Origin of the sequence: Archangium lansingense, from assembly GCF_026626635.1 — a bacterium.
GTDB lineage: Bacteria > Myxococcota > Myxococcia > Myxococcales > Myxococcaceae > Archangium > Archangium lansingense.
This window is the reverse complement of sequence record NZ_JAPNKA010000001.1, coordinates 1931824-1949654: the sequence shown is the minus strand read 5'-3', so window position 1 is coordinate 1949654 and position 17831 is coordinate 1931824. Positions and strand designations below refer to the sequence as shown.

Genomic DNA, 17831 nt, shown 5'->3' with positions numbered 1-17831 from the left:
AGGTGAAGCCCTCAGAAGGCGCTGACCGCCCTCTTCCTCATTCCAAGGCCCACGAAGCACAGGACGCTTCCCAGCAGAAGGGGCAGGAGCGCCATGAGGCACCCGTCCCAGAGCGCTTCCACGGCGACACGTTGGTGGAAGGTGTCGGCATCGAAGAAGGCGGGGGAGTAGATGGGCACCAGGAGGAGAACGGGCACGATATGGGCCGCCACGAGGGGAATCACCCACCACCGGCTCCCACTCCGGCTCAGGAAGAAGAGCAGTGAGGCCAGCAGCAGCGTGAGGAAGCCCACCTCGGCGAGGAAGTACAGAGGGACCCGGTTACTCGCGAAGGAGACCGGCCGATCCGCGAGGAAGGACGGTTGGACGTCCGCGTCCGTCAGGGGACGCCCGAGCTCCTTCTCCAGGGGCGCCCTGTCGAGGCGGTGCTCGGAACAGGCGGAGCTCCAGTTGGCGGAGATCAGGCCATACGTCTTCCCCGCCCAGTTCACGGTCCCCGCCCGCTCGGGGCCCCCGGCTCCAGGCAGCAGGTAGTAGCCCGTACGCAGGACGACGGTGTCCGCATCCATCCGCACGAGCGCCGCACCAGGGCGCCCATCCAGCTGCCAGGAGGACAGGAGCGCGGCGGCTTCCTGTGCCGTCGGAGCCCGCAGGGGGTGGTAGGCGTCATGCGCCGTCCGCGCCCCTTCCCAGCGCAGCGGCACGAACGCGGCGACGAGCAGCAGGGCCGCCGGAAAAGCCATCAGGAGTGCTCGGTGGGGCCGGAGTCGTCGTTTCAGGAACATGAGGGCAGGGCCCAACCTACCGCCAAATCCGCGCAGGTGCGGCGGTAGCCCCGCCCCGGTTGTCCACCTCGAACCATCTCCATTGCGCTTAATTCTTGATTTTGATTCTCATTATCAATATCTCCCCGTGAACTCAGTTTTCCGGAGCGTGTCGTGACCGTAGCCCTCTCATCTCGGCGGGAGCACTGGGTGCTCTTGCTACTGGCCGCCGTGCAGTTCACCCACATGATGGACTTCATGCTCGTCATGCCGTTGGGGCCGGAGTTCATGCGGCTGTTCGGCATCTCGGCGGCGAGCTTCGGCGTGCTGGTATCCGCGTACACGCTGGCCTCGGCGGGGATGGGACTGCTCGGGGGATTGTGGCTGGATCGCTTCGATCGCAAGCGCACGCTGCTGGTGCTGTACGCGGGCTTCCTCGCCGCCACGCTGCTGTGCGGCGCCGCGGACGGGTACTTCGGGCTGCTCGCCGCGAGAACGGTGGCGGGGGCCTGCGCGGGACTCATGAGCGCCGTCATCCAGGCCATCATCGGAGACCTCATCCCCATGGAGCGCAGGGGCCGAGCCATCGGAACGGTGATGGCGTCCTATGGGCTGAGCGCGGTGGCCGGGGTGCCCTTGGGGCTCGGGCTCGCGACTCAGTGGGGGTGGCGCTCGCCCTTCTGGGTCATTGGTGCGCTGTCCGCGGGAGCGTGGCTGGGACTGCTCGTGCTCCTGCCCGCGGTCAATCGCCACCTGTCCCCGGCTCGTGAGGCCTCCAGCTCCGCTGTGCCCGCTCCCGCGTGGACGCCCGGGCTCGCGCTGGGCTGGGTGTTGACGTTCAGCGTGGTGTTCTCCGGCTTCCTGCTCATCCCCTACCTGAGCCCCTTCATGGTGGGGAACCTGGGCCTGCAGCTGTCGGATCTCTCCTGGATATACCTGTGCGGTGGCGCGGCCTCGCTCGTGAGCGCGCGGGGCATCGGCCGCCTCGTGGACCGCTACGGCCCGGCCCGCATCCTGGGGGCGCTGCTCGTCGGCACGATGGTGCCGCATCTGGTGTTCACACACCTGTCCGCGTCACCCCTGCCCGTGGTGGCGGGAGTCTTCGTCCTCTTCATGGGCCTGACCTCGGGCCGAGCCATTCCCACCATGGCCCTGGTGGCCTCCCGCGTGCCGCCCGCGCTGCGCGGCCGCTACCTCGCGATGAACATGGCGGCCAGCGATGGTGCATCCGGGCTCGGCGCGTGGGTGAGCGGACTGCTCATCACGGTGGCACCGGACGGCGCGCTGGTGGGTTTTGGTTTCGTGGGATGGATCGCCGTGGGAGTCACCGGCTGCGCGCTCTTCACCCTCTGGGTGTTCACCCGGCGCGCCGTGGCACTGAGCCCCGCTCCGGCCTGAGAGCGCTCCCCCGGTGACCGCCCCCAGAGCATCCGGTGAGGGCCGGGTGCTCCGGGGGCGGACCGTCAAGGGCTGGAGAGCCCTACTCCATCAGCCCCGGCGGCGGCGCGGAAGCCAGACGGCTCCGGCCAGCGCGAGGGCCCACACGGACGAGTTCCCCGCCGTGGAGCAACCACCACGAGGCGGATCTTCGGGCTCGTCACCCGTGCCAGCATCGGGCGTGCCCGCATCAGGCGTGCCCGCGTCGGGTGTGCCCGCGTCGGGCGTGCCGTTGCCCACCACCACCTGCCACTTCGAGGTCGCGGCGCGATCGCCACTACCGCGCTGGTCCCCGTCGGCGGAGTTGCCAGCGCCGAAGAGCGTGAGGGTGACATCCCTGGCGGGCGCAACGAGGGAGAAGTCGAAGCGGAGCTCGTTGCCCTCGAAGTCCCTAGGCTCGGAGTGGCTGAGCTCCACGCCCAGCGTCTTCGTGCCCACGCCCGGCTGGAGGAGGGCATCCGAGTGGCTCACGGCGATGTCCACGCCGCCCTTCTTCGCGGGCCCTCCCCGAATGATGAAGCTGTACTGACCCGTGGCACCGGGCACGAGCGCCGAGGGGCCCGTGAACTCGACCTCCGGCGACGTGCCACCCTTGTGACAAGTGTTGCAGGTCAGCCCGTCCTTGCCGGACTGCCCAGAGATGCCCGTACTGGTGGCGAGGGCCGGAGTCGACAGCAGGCAGACGACGGCCATGCCCGCGGAATGGAAAACGAAACGCATGGGATTTCCTGAGATGGGGGCGGCTAGCGCAGCTGGAGGAAGGAGAAGGACAGGCCCTGCGTGGTCACGGTGGCCCTGCCGTTGTCGCCCAGCACGTGCAGCGTCGTCGCGGAGGAACCCGCCGCGAACTCGGAGTAGAGGATCTGATTCTCCGACTCAAAGAGGAACACGCTGCCCGTGGTGGACGGGAAGGCCGGCATCCGGGTCGCGGTCAGGGTGTCGAGCTTCAGCTGCCACCACTGCCAGCCGGCCCCGCTCGCCACGAGGCGCGGATGGGTGCCCTCGTTCACGGGGGCCACGGCCTCGTCGAGCACGCGCACGTAGGCCGTCCCCTGGGGACCGGGGATGAGCGCACCCGCGGTGCCGCCACCCACCAGCTCGCTCAGCGTCTTGTAGAAGGAAGGATCGAAGGTGCGCGTCTGGGGATCAAACTTGAGCAGGCAGGGCGCCGGCGTGTCCTCCCCATGCTTCACCCGGTACACCGCCGCCCCGTAAGCCTCCGTCGCGATGTAGACCTTGCCGTCAGGGCCCACGGCGGCGTCGTGCGTGTAGCCGCACCGGTCATCCGTCGCGATGGTGGCCACGTCGGTCTGGGTATCGATGGAGACGACGGCCGCCTTCTTGGTGATGCCCACGCCCGTGGCCGGGCGCCAGCCCACGGGCATGATGACCTGGTTGGTGAGCTGCACGGTCGCTCCCGAGAAGGACAGGGTCGCTCCCGCGATGGCCAGCGAGTCCAGGGGGATGCTGCCCGTGACCGTCATCTCGGTGGGATTCCAGATGATGACCTGGGGGGTTTCACCATCGAAGTAGTACGCCTTGGTCGCCGAGACGAACTGGAAGTTGTTCTGGTACTCGCCGAGCGACGAGACGCCCTTGCCCGCGAAGCTCACGGTTCCCGACTTCTCCAGGGTGCCGCTGCTCGTGAGGGTATACCGGACGACCGTCGCGTTCTCGTCGGTCACCACGTAGAGCGAACCGGACTTGGGAATGCCCACGCCGAGCGCGCGTCCGGGCACCTCGATGGCGTTGTCCAGAGAGAGCGTGCCGGCCTCCTCCGCCTTGTCCGTCACGATGATGTAGCTCTGGGGCGTGTCGGTGGTGAGCAGCTGCGTGGTGATGGCGTACAGCGGCCCGTCGCCATTGCCATCCGGATCGACGGGGTCCTTCTCGCAGCCAGCGAGCAGGGAGAGAGCGAGGAATGAAATGAGACGCTTCATGGGTACGGCCTTTCTGCTTGGGGGGAAATGGGGGGTCAGTGCTCCACCAGGAGCTTGGCGAAGAGACCTCGCCCGGGGCGTTGCACACCGAAGAAGTCGTACGCGGGGGTGTCGGTGAGGTTCTCCACGTCCACCGTCCAGCCCAAGGTCACGGCCGCACCTCGGATGACGTAGGAGAGCGCCAGCGAGTGCAGCAGTTGGGAGGGAATCACCTGCTTGGAGTCCTTCTGGCCCACGCCCTCCCAGGACCGGAAGAAGGCGTGCACGTAGCGCGCATGCCACGTCAGGGACAGCTCGTCCCGGTCACTCATCACGCCACTCGCCTGGAGCCGAGCGCTTCCATGGGCCTGCAGGTAGGGCCGGTTGGGAATGCGCTGACCCTCGAAGAAGCCGAACGCTCCCTCGCGCGAGGTGTTGCGGAAGTCCTGCCAGGTGACATTGCCTTCCAGGGTGAGGTACTGCCCCGGAGAGGTCCACGCGCCCGTGCCCGCGACACCCAAACAGCGGGCCTCGAAGACGTTCTGGTAGGTGAAGAAGTTCTCACGTCCGATGAGGACGATGAGCTGGTCGGCGAGCCGTCCGAAACCCACGAGGCTGGCGCGCACCGCCCCCGCGCGGCCCGGCGCGCCCTCGAAGGCCAGCTCGAGGTTGAGGTTGTGGCTGCGCTCGGGCTGCAGGTCGAGGTTGTCATTGACGAGCAATCCATCTCCGAAGAGCTCGCCCGGGCGGGGCAGGCGGGTGGCGAATTCGTAGGAGGCCTTCGCGTACAGCCCGCGCACCAGCCGTACCCGCACGCCGTCCCCCACGCCCACGCCATGCAGGTCCCGGTCGATGGGTAAGAAGACGCCGCTGGGCAACAGCTTCTGCGCGCTCGCCAGCTGCAGGTAGTCCTTGAGGAAGACGATGTTCTCCAGCCGGTCCTCGAGCGCGGAGAGCGTGTACTCCACGCCCGTGACGAGGGAGAACAACCCGCGCCCCGGAGCCAGGGGATCCACCTGTCCCAGTGCGGTCAGCTGCCGGTCCTCCCCTGTGCGCGTCACGGCCGTCGGCGCGAGCGAGAGCCGGAGCGTCTGGGTCTCCGAGGGCGCCCATTCCAGATGGAGCCGTGCGAAGCCGGTGCCCTGGTTCACCCGCCGCTCCACCGCCCGCGCCCCAATCTCCCCCGGTTGGGACCGCTGCCGCACGCAGCGGCCATACCAGTCGTAGGAGCACGTACCGAGGTCGTCGAAGCGCGTATGCCGGAAGGTGTAGCCCCCCACCACTTCCGCGGACAGCCCTCTCGAGAACCCCTGCGCATAACGGAGGAGAGCGCCGGCCGATGACGCTCTCGTGTTCACCGCCCCGTAGGGGACCTCCATGGTGATGTTGTTCTGCAGTTCCTTCTCGTAGTCGTTCGCGAAGACACGCAGCAGCAGCCGCCGCGCCCAGGGCTTGTCCAGGAAGCCCCCTTCGAGGCTCGCTCCCCACGCACGGTAGGCATCGTGGAAGCGGTGCACGCGCGCCGGGAGCAGCCTCCCAGAGTCGTCGGGGACCTCGACGTCGATGGAGTAGTCGTTCTGGGTGCTGTCGAGGAAGGCTTGGGCCCGGAGCAGCAATCCACTCGGAGCATCCAGGTGACGTGCGCTCGCGGTGAGGCGATGCGTGTCGAAGGAGCCCACCGCGTAGGAGGCGGCGGCGCCCGTGCCCTGCACCCGTGAGTCGGTGAGCAGGTGCACGGCGCCTCCCAGTGCATCCGTTCCGAACCGGATGGGCACTACCCCCTGGTAGATCTCCACCCCCTGCACGAGGTTGACGGGCACGTTGGCCAGCTCGGGCCCCAGGCCCGCCAGCTCCAACGGCACCCCATCCACGAAGAAGCGCACCTGCTCGTCCGTGAATCCGGTGAGCGAGAAGCGCGTGGCGCTGCCGAGCCCTCCCGCGCGCCGCACTCCCACTCCCTCGGTGCGCGCCAGGGCCTCGCCCAGGTCCGCCGCCTCGCGCTGGACATGCTCCGTGTCGAGCACCTGGACCGACTCGGCCGACTCGCGCCGGCGCTGCTCCACGGACGTGCCCTCGACGGAGATCTCGATGGCCTCCTCCGCTTCGCCAGTGGGCTCGGACGTCTCTTGCGCCCACCCTGCCCTGGCTCCGGCCAGAAGGCAGAATATGAAAATGATAACCATTCTCATTTTCAAATTGTGTTACGACCAATGGCGGGCGCTGTCAAGATCGATGCTCAGCGGTGGCCACCGGCCGGAGCGAGGCGGAGGTACACCATGCCGCCCACCGGAGTGCGGCTGCCGTAGAAGGGTTCGAGCCCCTCCGGCACTACGCTCAGCGCGCCGCGTACCCCGACCCCCGGACGCACCGGTCCGAAGGGGCCAAGGTTGTAGACGTAGCCCAGCACCAGGTTGCCTACGTCGAAGACGGAGTGCTCCAGCGCCTCGGACAGCACCAGGTCGTGCCCCGCCTTCTGCACGTACTCCGCCCGCCCGAAGACGACGTGGTGCCCGTCCAGGTCCAGGCTGCTCTCCAGGAGGAATGCGTTGGTCGGCACCTCCTCGCTCTCCACGTTGCGGCCAAAGACGGCCGTGGTCGCCCAGAAGCCGTTGCTTCCAAAGCGCGCGTGGTACGTGGCCGACGCCGTGAGCCGGTGCACCGACACGTCCGGCTCGAGGAGCTCGGGGCTCTTCAGGTAGCCGTAGGACACCTGCGCGCTCACCCGCGCCGTGGGATTGGCCGACAGCCGCAGGGAGAACGAGTCAGGCACCCGCAGGTCCAGATCGTAGCGGTCCTCGTCGGGCTCGCGGCCGTTGAACCAGGAGACCTCCAGCTTCGCCTTCGGCGTGAGGATGCCCGCCGTCAGCACCCCAAAGGAGATGTGCGTGGCGTCCTGCCAGTGGTGCCCCAGCGCCGCCAGCGGGTCGTACCAGGCCGACACCCGGTGCGGAAAGGCCACGGGGCCCAGTGCTGGCTCGCCCGCGGGCGCCGCGTAGAGCATCAGCCCCCAGGTGTCCGAGAAGTAGTGCGAGTACGAGACGGCCAGCTCCATGAACAGGTCATGCGGGTGCTGCCGGTCTCGCAGCGGCTCCCCGTTGTAGGTCTCTCCCGTCTGGAGCAGCAGCGGGTAGCCACCGTCCGCGCCCGCGGTAAAGGGCTCGGGGCTCAGCATGACGCTCGCAACGAACTGCCCCGAGGGCAGCTCTCGGTTCGCCATGAGCATCAGCCAGCCGATCCCCGCGAGCGCGCTGTCCCCCCGGGGCCCGCCCTGCACGTCGTAGCCTCCGAAGAGCACGCCCTGAAACATGAGGCCCCACCCGGCCACGTCCCAGTGCAGCATCGACCCCGGGATGAGGTCCGGCTGCCAGGACGTGCCCGAGCCCCGCCGCATCAAGGGAATGTCCCGAAGCGACTGGACCTCGCGAGCCTCCGCTCCCGCATGCCCCATGTGACCGGTGCTGTGCTCGCCTGGGGCAGCGGGCTCACCGGGAGCTTCGTGCTCGCCCTGGGCCGGAGGAACACCATGCGCTTCGTGTCCGTGCTCCGAGTCCTGCGTCTGTGCTTCTCCAGGAAGAGCCAGGAGCAGGCCCAGAAAGAGGAGCGGCGTGCGCATATTCCACCTCGCCCCGAGACGCTGGTGCTCGCCTCGTCGAAGCGGGAGGTACCGGGCTCATCGCCAGCCCGTGGAGAGAGCGAGCGGACAAGCCATCCCCCCACCCCTCACCCGGCCCACGCGCCTCCATCACATCTCGCCTGGACGGCCTCCTCCTGACGTGGGTCTTCGCACCCGACCCCCCAGGGACCGTCCATGTCGAACAAGAAACTCCTCCCGCTCTCCCTCGCCGCGCTGGGCCTCGTCCTATCGACGGCGGCCCTCGCGTCGCCGCCCGCCATTCAAGAAGGTCACCTCCGGGATGCCACTTCCGGCCAGGTCCTCGAGGTGCGGTACACCGATGACCGTGGCCTGGCCATCCTCGAGGACGACATCGTCCTGGGGCCCACTCGGTTGATGGAGAAGGCCGAGGAGCGGGTCCGCGCACCTACGAACCGCTCGTCGCGCTTGGAGGGCATGGGCATCCTCTCCATCCGCCAGCCCTGGCCCGAGGGCGTCATCCCCTACACCGTATCGCCGGACCTGCCCCACCCGGAGCGCGTCACCGCCGCCCTCCAGCAGTGGCAGCAGCAGACGGGAATCCGCTTCGTCCAGCGGACCCATGACAACGCCTCGCGCTATCCCCACTACGTGGCCATCACTCGTGGCGAGCACAGCCAGTCCTACGTGGGACGCGCCGGCGGCGAGCAGCCCCTCACCCTGACGGACACCTCCGGCACAGACGACGTGCTCCACGCCATCGGCCACACCATCGGCCTGGGGCATGAGCAGGTCCGGGTCTCCGACGGGCACCTGGACGGCGGCTCCATCGAGGCAGTCGCCCTGCTCTACGCCCGTAAGTGAGCACCGCTCGGGGTCGCGCCCTCAGTGCTTGCCGAACTCCAGCGGCACGCCCTTACGCTTCGCGTAGATGTAGGCCTCCATGGCTCGCATCTTCGGGTCATCGTCTGCCAGCGGCTTGCCGCGCACCGGGTTCTCGATGCACCAGTTGATCATGTCCCGCAGCAGCGCCACGCGACCGAACTGGACCTGGTACTTCGGATAGGTCTCCGGGTGCGTGTTCGCCGCATCTGGGTGGCACATGTCACAGGACACCGCCACCTTGCTCCCGAGCGCCTCCGCGTCGTGGAAGACCCGGTTGCCCTCTTCCACGAAGGCCTGTGTAGAGGCGGCCCAGATCTCCTCGTCCCGCTGGCTGAAGGCGCCGTAGGTGTGACCCGTCTGGACGTTGGCGTCCTTCCCCGCCGCCACCCCCTTGGCACCCGAGGACGTAGTGGGGCCCTCCGCCTGGTTCGTCTTGCCCGCGGAGGGTTTCTGCGGCGTCTGCGGCACCGCGGGCGGGCTGCGTGCGCCCTGGGGATTGGGGCTCGGCGGCGGAGTAGGCGCGGGAGCCTGCGCCACCACGTCCCAGCGCGCATCCGGGTTCTTGCGGCGCCACTCCTTCATCAACTGCGCGGTCACTTCCAGCGCCTGCTCCCGTGACAGCGCCTCGCCCTCCTTCACGCCCTTCACCTCCAGGGACGTCTCGCCGTCGCACAGGCCGAGCACGAGGTTGCCATCCTTGGAGGGCGGCAGGACGTGGCGGGGGCGCTCGCCAGGAGCGGAGTCGGTGGCCAGCGCCGCGCCGCCCACTCCGGACAGCAGCGCGCACAGGCCGATGAGGAGCTTCTTCCGGTAGGTCATGGCTTCCTCTCGGGGGTACTCGCTAGTAGCTGGGCAGCGTGGGGCGGGGGGGCGCGTCCTTCTTCCCGTTGGACGCGAGGTAGCTCGCCTTCACGGAGATGGGGGCTCGGTCCCACAGCCTGTACAGCTTGTCGACAGCGCCGGACTCGAGCACATCCACCCGCCCCGTCCCCATGCCATCGAAGTTGCTGAAAGGATCCGGACGGTTCATCTGCACGGTGAGCGAGGGCAGGCCCTCGGGCGCATAAGGCCAAGGCCATGCGGTGCTCAGCATCCCGTGGAAGTCGATGTTGCCGATGCGGTTGGTGAGCAGCTGGTGCGTGTGCCCGTGGATGACCGTGACTTGCTGGAAGGGACGCAGCAGGGCCTGCACCTCGTCCGCGTCATCCGTCCAGAAGTTCCACGGCCGGTAGTATTTGTAGAGCGGCGAGTGGCTGAAGACGATGACGGGCGTCTTCTTGTCCACCTTGGCCAGGTCCTGCTTCAACCACTCACGCTGCTCGGGGCCCACCTCGAAGCGGGACTGGATGGCGTTGTCCAGGCCCGCGACGATCTTCATGCGCTCCATGGGCGTGTAACCTGGCTTCGTCCAGAAGTCCTTCTCCAGAATGGAGTTGAGGACCACGAAGTGCACGCCCTTGTGGTCAAACGAGTAGGTGGGCGCGCCGAATAACTCGCGCCACGTCTCGCCCATGTCGAGGAACCAGTCGTGCTCGCCCACCATCATCTTCACGGGCGCCTTGACGGCCTTGAGGATCTCCGCGCCCAGCTTCAGCTCCTCGCGCTGGCCGAGCTGCGCCAGGTCCCCTCCGAAGAGGACGAAGTCCGGCTGGGGATCCAACCCGTTGACGTCGTCCACCGCGCGCATGATGGAGCGCACGAAGCGGTCATTGAGCTCCTTCGTGTAGAGGTGCGTGTCCGAGATGTACGCGAAGCTGAAGCGCTGCTTGGAGCCCTGCGCCTCGGCGACGCGGACGAGCTGGAAGCCGTGCGGCGTCACCAGCCCCATGCCCGCGGCGATGCCGGCGGAGAGTCCCGCCACACGCAGGAAGGCCCGGCGGTCCAGCTTCCCCAGCTCGTCGAAGAAGGCGGCGCGCTCCTCGTAGTACTTCGTCTCGATGCTCTTGTGTCTCTTGCCCATGAGCCGTGCGCCTCCTACTTCGCCGGTGCCTTCGCCTTGTCCGCTACCTTGCCCGCCTCCGTCTCGCCGCCGTACGCGCCGACCTCCGCGGGATTCTTCACCTGCACGTTCGGGCTGAAGCCGATGTCCCCCAGGTTGCCCTTCTTGCCCATGGCCAGCGCGGTGTCTCGCTCCGGGCGCACGTTCTTGCGCGCGCGCTGCCTCGCCTGCTCCTTCGCATTGAGCTTCGCGAAGCGCTCGTCCGTGAGGGTGAAGAGGAAGGCCACCACATCGTCGATCTCCTGCTCGGTGAGGCCCAGCCGCTGCATGCCCCCGTCCAGGAAGGGATTGGCAATGCCTCCCTTGTTGTAGTGGTCCATCACGTCCCACAACGTGACCAGCGAGCCGTCGTGCATGTAGGGGCCGGTAATGCCCGTGTTGCGCAGGGTGGGCGTCTTGAAGCTGCCCACGTCGTTCTCGTGCTTCGTCACCAGGAAGCGGCCCAGCTCGGAGAACTCCGTCTGGATGGCCAGCTCGTCGATCTGCTTCTCGTCCCCGGTGCGCACCACCCGGAGGCCCTGCTGCGCGAGCTTCACGAAGTCCTGCTTGTGCGCCGCGATGCCAATGTTGTGGAACTTCTGATCCGAGAACAGCGGCGAGGTGGCGTTGGCCGCGTGGCACTGGTTGCAGCGGGCCTTGCCGTTGAAGAGCGCCCAGCCGCGCTTCGCCGAGGCATCCAGGGCCTTCCCGTCCCCCTGGAGGAGGAACCGGTCGAAGGGCGCGTTGCCGGAGAACTGGGTGCGCTCGAAGGCGGCGATGGCGGAGGCCAGATCGTCGTAGTTCACCTCGCGCCCGAAGACGCGCTGGAACTCCGTGGCGTACTCGGGAATGCCACGCAACCTGGCCACCACCGCCTCGGGCGAGGGCATGGCCATCTCCACGGGGTTGAGGATGGGAAGCTTCGCCTGTTCCTCCAGCGTGGCCGAGCGCCCGTCCCAGAACTGGGTGGCATTGAACATGGCATTGAGGACAGTAGGGCTGTTGCGCATGCCCTTGCGCTTCTCGACCCCCTCGGAGACGGTCTTGCCGTCCACGAAGCCCTTCTCCGGGTCATGACAGGTGGAGCAGGAGACGGAGTTGTCGAGCGACAGCCGCTTGTCGAGAAAGAGCTTCTCGCCCAGGGCCACCTTCTCCGGAGTGGGTTCGGAGCCAGGAGGCACGGAGACCTTGTACAGAATGGCGGAGACACCGGGAGGCAGCTTCGGAGGCGGAGCGCCCTTGGGAGGCTCCTCCGCGGAAGCTGCCCCGGCGAACAGCAGGGCAGCGATCATCCAGGAAACACGGGCCCCGGGCCTCATCGACGTCCCTCCAGTCGTGCGCGTCCGCTGCGCACCGCCAAGCACGGCTCAAGCAATAAACCCGAGCAGCGAAGGCTCCAACCACGGAACGATGGCGATGTTCAGTGTCAGGTGCTGTCAGCGAGACGACACGGCACCGGATGAGGGGCACGACAGGGGTTACAGCTCCAGCTTGCGCAGCCGCAGGGCGTTGGCAATGACAGACACCGACGAGAGGCTCATGGCCGCCGCCGCCAGCATGGGGCTCAGCAGCAGCCCGAAGAAGGGGTACAGCACGCCCGCTGCGATGGGCACGCCCAGCGTGTTGTAGATGAAGGCGAAGAAGAGGTTCTGCCGGATGTTGCGCAGCGTCCCCCGGCTCAGCTTTCGCGCCCGGGCAATCCCTCTCAGGTCCCCCTTCACCAGCGTCACCGCCGCGCTCTCTATCGCGATGTCCGTTCCCGTCCCCATTGCGATGCCCACGTCCGCCTGCGCCAGCGCCGGCGCATCGTTCACCCCATCCCCCGCCATCGCCACCGTGCGGCCCTCGGCCTGCAACCGCTTCACCACGTCCCCCTTGCCCTCGGGCAACACCTCCGCCACCACCTCGTCGATGCCCAGCTTGCGCGCCACCGCCTCGGCCGTGGTGCGGCTGTCCCCTGTGAGCATCACCACCCGCACGCCCTCGCGGTGCAGCGTGGCCAAGGCCTCGGGTGTCGTGGCTTTAATGGGGTCCGCCACCCCGAGCAGCCCCGCCGGCTTCCCATCCACCACCACGTACATCACCGTCTGCCCCTCGCGCCGCAGCTCCTCCGCGCGAGCCCGCAGCCCCCCCGCGTCCACGCCCAGCGCTTCCAGCAACGCCAGGTTGCCCAACGCCACCTCCGAGCCTCCCACGCGCCCCGTCACCCCCTTGCCCGTCACCGAGCGGAAGCCCTGCGCCGCCGACAGCACCGCCCCGCGCTCCTCGGCCCCCGCCACCACCGCCGCCGCCAGCGGGTGCTCGCTGCCCCGCTCCAGGCTCGCCGCCAGGTGCAGCAGCCGCGCCTCGTCCATCCCCTCCGCCGCCACCACCGACACCAGCCGCGGCTTTCCCTCCGTCAGCGTGCCCGTCTTGTCCACCACCAGCGTGTCCACCTTCTCCAGCAGCTCCAGCGCCTCAGCGTCGCGAATGAGCACGCCCACCCCAGCACCCTTCCCCGTCCCCACCACCACGGACATGGGCGTGGCCAGGCCCAGCGCGCACGGGCAGGCGATGATGAGCACCGCCACCGCGTTCACCAGCGCATGCGCCAGCCGCGGCTCGGGCCCGACGAGCGCCCAGACGAGGAAGGTGAGCACCGCCACCGCGATGACCGCCGGGACGAATACCGCCGCCACCTTGTCCGCCAGCCGTTGAATTGGTGCACGAGAGCGCTGGGCCTCGCTGACCCGCTGGACGATGCGCGACAGCAGCGTGTCTCGCCCCACCCGCTCAGCCTTCATCACCAGGCTGCCCGTGCCGTTGACGGTGCCACCCGTGACGCGGGCTCCCGGTACCTTCTCCACCGGAATGGACTCCCCCGTCACCATGGACTCGTCCACCGCGCTCTCCCCCTCCACCACCACGCCATCCACCGGCACCTTCTCGCCAGGGCGCACGCGCAGCGAGTCCCCGACCTTCACCTGCTCGAGGGAGATGTCCTCCTCACGACCGTCCTCGCGCATACGCCGGGCCACGGACGGGGCGAGGCTGAGCAGCGCACGCAGAGCCCCCGAGGTCGCACGACGGGCTCGCAGTTCCAGCACCTGCCCAAGCAGCACCAGCGTGATGATGGTTGCCGCCGCCTCGTAGTAGACGGGCGCAGCGCCACCATGGCCGGTGAAGGCATGCGGCAGCAGCCCCGGCGCCAGCGTGGCGAAGACGCTGAAGAGGTACGCCGCCCCCGTGCCAATGGCGATGAGGGTGAACATGTTGAGGTGCCGATTCCTCACTGACGCCCAACCACGCTCGAAGAAGGGCCAGCCGCCCCAGAGCACCACCGGGCTCGCCAACGCGAATTGCACCCACGCCAGCACCCGCGGGTCAAAGGCGCGCTGCACCGGTTGGCCGGGAATCATCTCGGACATGCCCAGGAAGAGCAGCGGCAGCGTGAGGACGACGCCTACCCAGAAGCGCCGCGTCATGCTCAACAACTCGGGGTCCGGTTGCTCCTCGGGCAGCACCGTGCGCGGCTCCAGTGCCATGCCGCAGATGGGGCACGCGCCCGGCTCGCTTCGCACGATCTCCGGGTGCATGGGGCACACCCATTCAGTACGAGCCGTCAGCGTTACCGGCTGCTCGGGCTCCAGCGCCATGCCGCACTTGGGGCAGGCACCCGGATGGTCCTGGCGGACCTCGGGGTCCATCGGGCAGATCCACATCGTGCCCGGAGGGGCCGCCACAGGCTCGGGCTCCGCCTTCTTCGCCTCGAGGAACTTCTCGGGCTCGGCGGCGAAGCGCTCACGGCATTTCGGGTTGCAGAAATGGTAGGTCGCGCCCTTGTGGACGTGGCTGCCACCTTTGGCGGTCGCGGGGTCCACCGTCATTCCGCAGACCGGGTCCAGCACCTTGCCTTCACCGGTAGAAGGAGGGCCAGGCGGGTAGGCAGCAGGGGAATGGTGCAAGTGGGTGTGCTCGTGGGCCATGAGAAGGGACTGCTCCTTTCACCCGGGCTGACGGAGCTCCCGCCAGACCCTTACAGTGGTCACGCTCCGCGGCCCGGCTCAGACAGGTGGGTCACCGCGGCCCCCTGCCCATCAAGCGGGCGGCTTGCCACTGCGTCCCGGCTCGCCAACCGTGCCACCGGAAGAGTCCGCGGACTCTTCTGTCCCGAAACAGCGCGGGCGCTGGGATTGAGACGCCTCAGGGGCCCGTCCGTGGATTGCCCCACCGGCATCTCTCTTGATATCGACTCCACCATGGCCATCCAGCGCGCCCTGCTCCTCATCGCGGATATCGGTGGATACACGCGCTTCCTGAAGACTCACTCCATCAACCTGGCCCATGCCCATGACATGGTGACGCAGTTGCTGGAGGCGGTGATCGACGGTGCGGCCTCGCCGCTCAAGCTGGCCAAGCTGGAGGGAGACGCGGCCTTCTTCTACGCCCCGCTGTCCGAGGACTCCCGGGTGGACGTGGCCCCCGTGGTGAACGCCATCCGCTGGGCCTTCGAGCGCCGCAAGGAGCAGCTCCGCATCGACCGGTCCTGCACCTGCGAGGGCTGCACCCAGGTGGAGCAGCTCACCCTCAAGTTCGTCGTGCACCAGGGCGACGTGGCCTTCCAGCGCATCAAGCGCTTCACCGAGCTGGGTGGCGTGGACGTCATCGTCGTGCACCGGATGCTGAAGAACACGGTGCCCATCCGCGAGTACGTGCTGATGACCGACACGCTGGCCCGCCAGCTCACGCCCGAGCTGCGGGAGCGGGCCCTGTCCATCCAAGAGGACCTCGAGGGCCTGGGCCAGTACACGCTGCGCTACGTGCCGATGGCCGCCATCGAGCCGTCGCAGGTCCTGTCGCTCCAGTCGTCCTCCCTGAAGCGGGTGGTGGCCTGGACGCGGATGACGTGGCGCTCGCTGCCGTACATGCTGAAGCTCAAGCGGCCCTGTGTTGGCTTCCGCAACTTCGACGTGCAAGCCGAGAGCGTGGTCGGCGCCCTCCAGCCCTGACGCCCCCCGTCACGCCGACGGCTTGCAGCCCCCACCCGGCTTGCCGCACGTGCAGTCCAGACACCCATGCGCCGCGCAGGTGCCGCAGCTCCGCTCGAGCTGCTTCTTGAGGGCCTGCCGCGCCCGGTGCAACCGCACTCCCGCGTTGTTCGCGGTGATGCCCGCCTCCCGGGCCACCTCGGGGACGCCCCGCCCCTCCAGGTCCACCTGCCGCACCATCTCCGCGTACTCGGGCTTGAGCGCGGGCAACAGGTCGTGGATGCACGCGCAGACCGTCTGCGTCAGCTCGGGGTCCGGCCCCAGCTCGGAGACCTCGCGCGCCTCTCGCTCCAGGGCCCGCCCCTCGGCCCCCTGCCGGCGGTAGTGGTCCACCAGCGCGTTGCGCAACAGCCGGTAGAACCACGCGACGGCTCCCTCGCCCTCCTCCAGCTCCCCGCCCTTCTCCAGGGTTCGCACGTAGGCGGACTGGAGAATCTCCTCGGCCTGGGCCCGGCTGCCTACCCGCCTCTCGAGGAAGCTCAGAAAGCGCCGGTGGTTCCCCACCAGCGACTCCACCACCGCCGGATTCAACACCCCCTCGCCAATGTCTTCCCGCATGCCGTGCCTCGGACGCACCGGGCGCGCACCTCGCGCAACCCGTCTCCCGTCTACTACCCGAGGCACGCCAGGATTCAACCCGTCAGAACAGGCGGTTGAGGCCGTTGAGCGCCGCCACCCGGTACGCCTCGGCCATGGTGGGATAATTGAAAGTGGTGTTGATGAAGTAGTCGATGGAGTTACCCGGCCCCTCCTGCGACATGATGGCCTGGCCGATGTGGATGATCTCCGAGGCGTTGTCCCCGAAGCAGTGGATGCCGAGGATCTCCCGCGTCTCCCGATGGAAGAGCATCTTGAGCATCCCCACCGTGCGGCCTGTTATCTGCGCGCGCGCCAGGCTCTTGAAGAAGGCGTGACCCACCTCATAGGGCACCCCATCCCGCGTGAGCTCCTGCTCCGTGCGCCCCAGGCTGCTGATCTCCGGGCTGGTGTAGATGCCGGTGGGCATGTCCTTCACCAGCTTGATCTCCAACCGCCCCTCGACGATGTGCGTGGCGGCGAAGCGCCCCTGGTCATATGAGGCGCTGGCCAGCGAGGGGGCTCCCACGACGTCTCCCACGGCATAGATGTGGGACACGGCCGTCTGGTACGCGTCGTTCACCGGGATGTTGCCACGCGAGTCCGGCTGGACGCCCAGCGCCTCGAGCCCCATGTTCTGCGTGTTGCCGGTGCGCCCGTTGGCCCAGAGGAAGATGTCCGCCTTCAGCCGCTTGCCGCTCTTGAGGTGCAGCACCACGCCGTCCTCGCGCGTCTCCACCCGCTCCATCATCTCCTGGTGGCGGATGAGCACGCCCTGCTCGCGCAGGTGGTAGGAGAGCGCGTCGGAAATCTCGTCGTCCAGGAAGGACAGCAACCGCTCGCGCGTGTTGATGAGGTCCACCTTCACGCCCAGCATGCGGAACATGGACGCGTACTCGCAGCCGATGACGCCCGCGCCATAGATGATCATCGTCAGCGGCGTCTCACCCAGCGTGAGGATGGTGTCCGAGTCGAAGATGCGCGGGTGTTTGAAGTCCAGGTCCGGAGGGCGGTAGGGGCGCGAGCCCGTGGCCACCACGAAGGCCTTGGCGGACAGCAGCTCGCTGGCGCCCCGGGACTCGCTGACCTCGACCGTGTTGGCATCCACGAAGCGCGCCTGCCCCACCACCAGCTCCACCCGGTTGCGCTCGTAGAAGGTCGTGCGCAGCCGCACCTGGCGCGACACCACGGACGTGGCCGTCCGCATCATGTCCTTGAACTTCCAGCTCTTGGCCAGCTCGACGCGCAGCTCGGGATGGTCCACCTGCACGTCTACCAGCCGCTGGATGGCGTGACGCAGGGCCTTGGAGGGGATGGTGGCGGTGTGGGTGCAGGCCCCGCCCACCAGCGGGAGCCGCTCCACCATGCACACGCGCTTGCCGGACTTGGCGGCCTTCATGGCGGCCCCCTCGCCGCCCGGTCCCGAGCCAATCACCACGATGTCGAATTGCCGCACGCTCATGGCCGGATTCTCTCCAGCCCGGGCGACGGGGGAAGAAATCACCCGGCCGAGAATGGTGTCGAGAATGGCGAGAATGGTGTCCGAGAATGGTGTCAGACGACTCGTAGGGACGACTCGGATACCCCGAAGTGTCGAAACGAGTTCTTTGACACCTCCCGCGGTGAATTTGACCTCCCCGCAGCCCCACATGA

At 68.1% G+C, this 17831-nt stretch carries 14 protein-coding genes; 3 read left to right on the top strand and 11 right to left on the bottom strand.

The features are described 5' to 3' along the window. Window positions 1–11: 11 nt before the first annotated feature. Window positions 12–743 (bottom strand): hypothetical protein, encoded by a 732-nt coding sequence (locus tag OV287_RS07840; RefSeq protein WP_267533363.1) that lies wholly within the window; start codon window positions 741–743, stop codon window positions 12–14. 195 nt (window positions 744–938) lie between these two features. Here OV287_RS07840 and mxcK point away from each other — a divergent pair, with 195 nt between their 5' ends. After that, window positions 939–2162 carry a myxochelin export MFS transporter MxcK gene (gene mxcK / locus OV287_RS07835; protein ID WP_267533362.1) on the top strand — a complete coding sequence of 408 codons (1224 nt, stop codon included), beginning with the start codon at window positions 939–941 and terminating at the stop codon, window positions 2160–2162. Between the two features lie 90 nt (window positions 2163–2252). Here the strand turns inward: mxcK and OV287_RS07830 are convergent, their stop codons facing one another. The 4 genes from OV287_RS07830 to OV287_RS07815 are packed head-to-tail and all read right to left on the bottom strand — an operon-like array spanning window position 2253 to window position 7733. After that, window positions 2253–2921 (bottom strand): MXAN_6652 family MXYO-CTERM-anchored protein, encoded by a 669-nt coding sequence (locus tag OV287_RS07830; RefSeq protein ID WP_267533361.1) that lies wholly within the window; start codon window positions 2919–2921, stop codon window positions 2253–2255. A 23-nt stretch (window positions 2922–2944) separates the two neighbouring features. Then, on the bottom strand, window positions 2945–4141 hold the full coding sequence (locus tag OV287_RS07825) for a DUF4374 domain-containing protein (protein WP_267533360.1): 1197 nt from the start codon (window positions 4139–4141) through the stop codon (window positions 2945–2947). Window positions 4142–4176: 35 nt separating this feature from the next. Next, window positions 4177–6303: a TonB-dependent siderophore myxochelin receptor MxcH gene (gene mxcH / locus OV287_RS07820; RefSeq protein ID WP_267533359.1), complete on the bottom strand. Its 2127-nt coding sequence runs from the start codon at window positions 6301–6303 to the stop codon at window positions 4177–4179. A 53-nt stretch (window positions 6304–6356) separates the two neighbouring features. Then, window positions 6357–7733, bottom strand: coding sequence for a hypothetical protein (locus tag OV287_RS07815; protein ID WP_267533358.1), 1377 nt, complete (start codon window positions 7731–7733; stop codon window positions 6357–6359). Between the two features lie 195 nt (window positions 7734–7928). Here OV287_RS07815 and OV287_RS07810 point away from each other — a divergent pair, with 195 nt between their 5' ends. Further along, on the top strand, window positions 7929–8576 hold the full coding sequence (locus OV287_RS07810) for a M12 family metallopeptidase (protein WP_267533357.1): 648 nt from the start codon (window positions 7929–7931) through the stop codon (window positions 8574–8576). 21 nt (window positions 8577–8597) lie between these two features. On the opposite strand, the gene OV287_RS07805 is transcribed toward OV287_RS07810, so the two are convergent. From OV287_RS07805 to OV287_RS07790, 4 genes are all read right to left on the bottom strand, one after another. After that, a complete protein-coding gene (locus tag OV287_RS07805; protein WP_267533356.1) occupies window positions 8598–9416 on the bottom strand; it encodes a c-type cytochrome in 819 nt (272 codons plus the stop codon). A 22-nt stretch (window positions 9417–9438) separates the two neighbouring features. Beyond that, on the bottom strand, window positions 9439–10557 hold the full coding sequence (locus tag OV287_RS07800) for a metallophosphoesterase family protein (RefSeq protein WP_267533355.1): 1119 nt from the start codon (window positions 10555–10557) through the stop codon (window positions 9439–9441). A gap of 14 nt (window positions 10558–10571) precedes the next feature. Further along, window positions 10572–11894 (bottom strand): cytochrome-c peroxidase, encoded by a 1323-nt coding sequence (locus tag OV287_RS07795; RefSeq protein ID WP_267533354.1) that lies wholly within the window; start codon window positions 11892–11894, stop codon window positions 10572–10574. Window positions 11895–12053: 159 nt separating this feature from the next. After that, complete coding sequence (locus OV287_RS07790; protein WP_267533353.1) at window positions 12054–14540, bottom strand: heavy metal translocating P-type ATPase; 2487 nt, start codon at window positions 14538–14540, stop codon at window positions 12054–12056. 231 nt (window positions 14541–14771) lie between these two features. On the opposite strand from OV287_RS07790, the gene OV287_RS07785 reads away from it, so the two are divergent. Then, entirely contained in the window at window positions 14772–15563 is a 792-nt protein-coding gene (locus OV287_RS07785) for a DUF2652 domain-containing protein (RefSeq protein ID WP_308809552.1), read from the top strand. Window positions 15564–15572: 9 nt separating this feature from the next. Here the strand turns inward: OV287_RS07785 and OV287_RS07780 are convergent, their stop codons facing one another. Then, window positions 15573–16160, bottom strand: coding sequence for an RNA polymerase sigma factor (locus OV287_RS07780; protein ID WP_267533352.1), 588 nt, complete (start codon window positions 16158–16160; stop codon window positions 15573–15575). A gap of 82 nt (window positions 16161–16242) precedes the next feature. Continuing rightward, complete coding sequence (gene sthA, locus OV287_RS07775; RefSeq protein ID WP_267533351.1) at window positions 16243–17640, bottom strand: Si-specific NAD(P)(+) transhydrogenase; 1398 nt, start codon at window positions 17638–17640, stop codon at window positions 16243–16245. Window positions 17641–17831: the final 191 nt, after the last annotated feature.

Coding starts and splice junctions, on each gene's coding strand:
- OV287_RS07830 (WP_267533361.1), bottom strand. CDS start 2,921: ATGCGTTTCGTTTTCCATTCCGCGGGCATGGCCGTCGTCTGCCTGCTG.
- mxcH (WP_267533359.1), bottom strand. CDS start 6,303: ATGGTTATCATTTTCATATTCTGCCTTCTGGCCGGAGCCAGGGCAGGG.
- sthA (WP_267533351.1), bottom strand. CDS start 17,640: ATGAGCGTGCGGCAATTCGACATCGTGGTGATTGGCTCGGGACCGGGC.
- OV287_RS07815 (WP_267533358.1), bottom strand. CDS start 7,733: ATGCGCACGCCGCTCCTCTTTCTGGGCCTGCTCCTGGCTCTTCCTGGA.
- OV287_RS07810 (WP_267533357.1), top strand. CDS start 7,929: ATGTCGAACAAGAAACTCCTCCCGCTCTCCCTCGCCGCGCTGGGCCTC.
- OV287_RS07805 (WP_267533356.1), bottom strand. CDS start 9,416: ATGACCTACCGGAAGAAGCTCCTCATCGGCCTGTGCGCGCTGCTGTCC.
- OV287_RS07800 (WP_267533355.1), bottom strand. CDS start 10,557: ATGGGCAAGAGACACAAGAGCATCGAGACGAAGTACTACGAGGAGCGC.
- OV287_RS07780 (WP_267533352.1), bottom strand. CDS start 16,160: ATGCGGGAAGACATTGGCGAGGGGGTGTTGAATCCGGCGGTGGTGGAG.
- OV287_RS07825 (WP_267533360.1), bottom strand. CDS start 4,141: ATGAAGCGTCTCATTTCATTCCTCGCTCTCTCCCTGCTCGCTGGCTGC.
- OV287_RS07795 (WP_267533354.1), bottom strand. CDS start 11,894: ATGAGGCCCGGGGCCCGTGTTTCCTGGATGATCGCTGCCCTGCTGTTC.
- OV287_RS07840 (WP_267533363.1), bottom strand. CDS start 743: ATGGCTTTTCCGGCGGCCCTGCTGCTCGTCGCCGCGTTCGTGCCGCTG.
- OV287_RS07790 (WP_267533353.1), bottom strand. CDS start 14,540: ATGGCCCACGAGCACACCCACTTGCACCATTCCCCTGCTGCCTACCCG.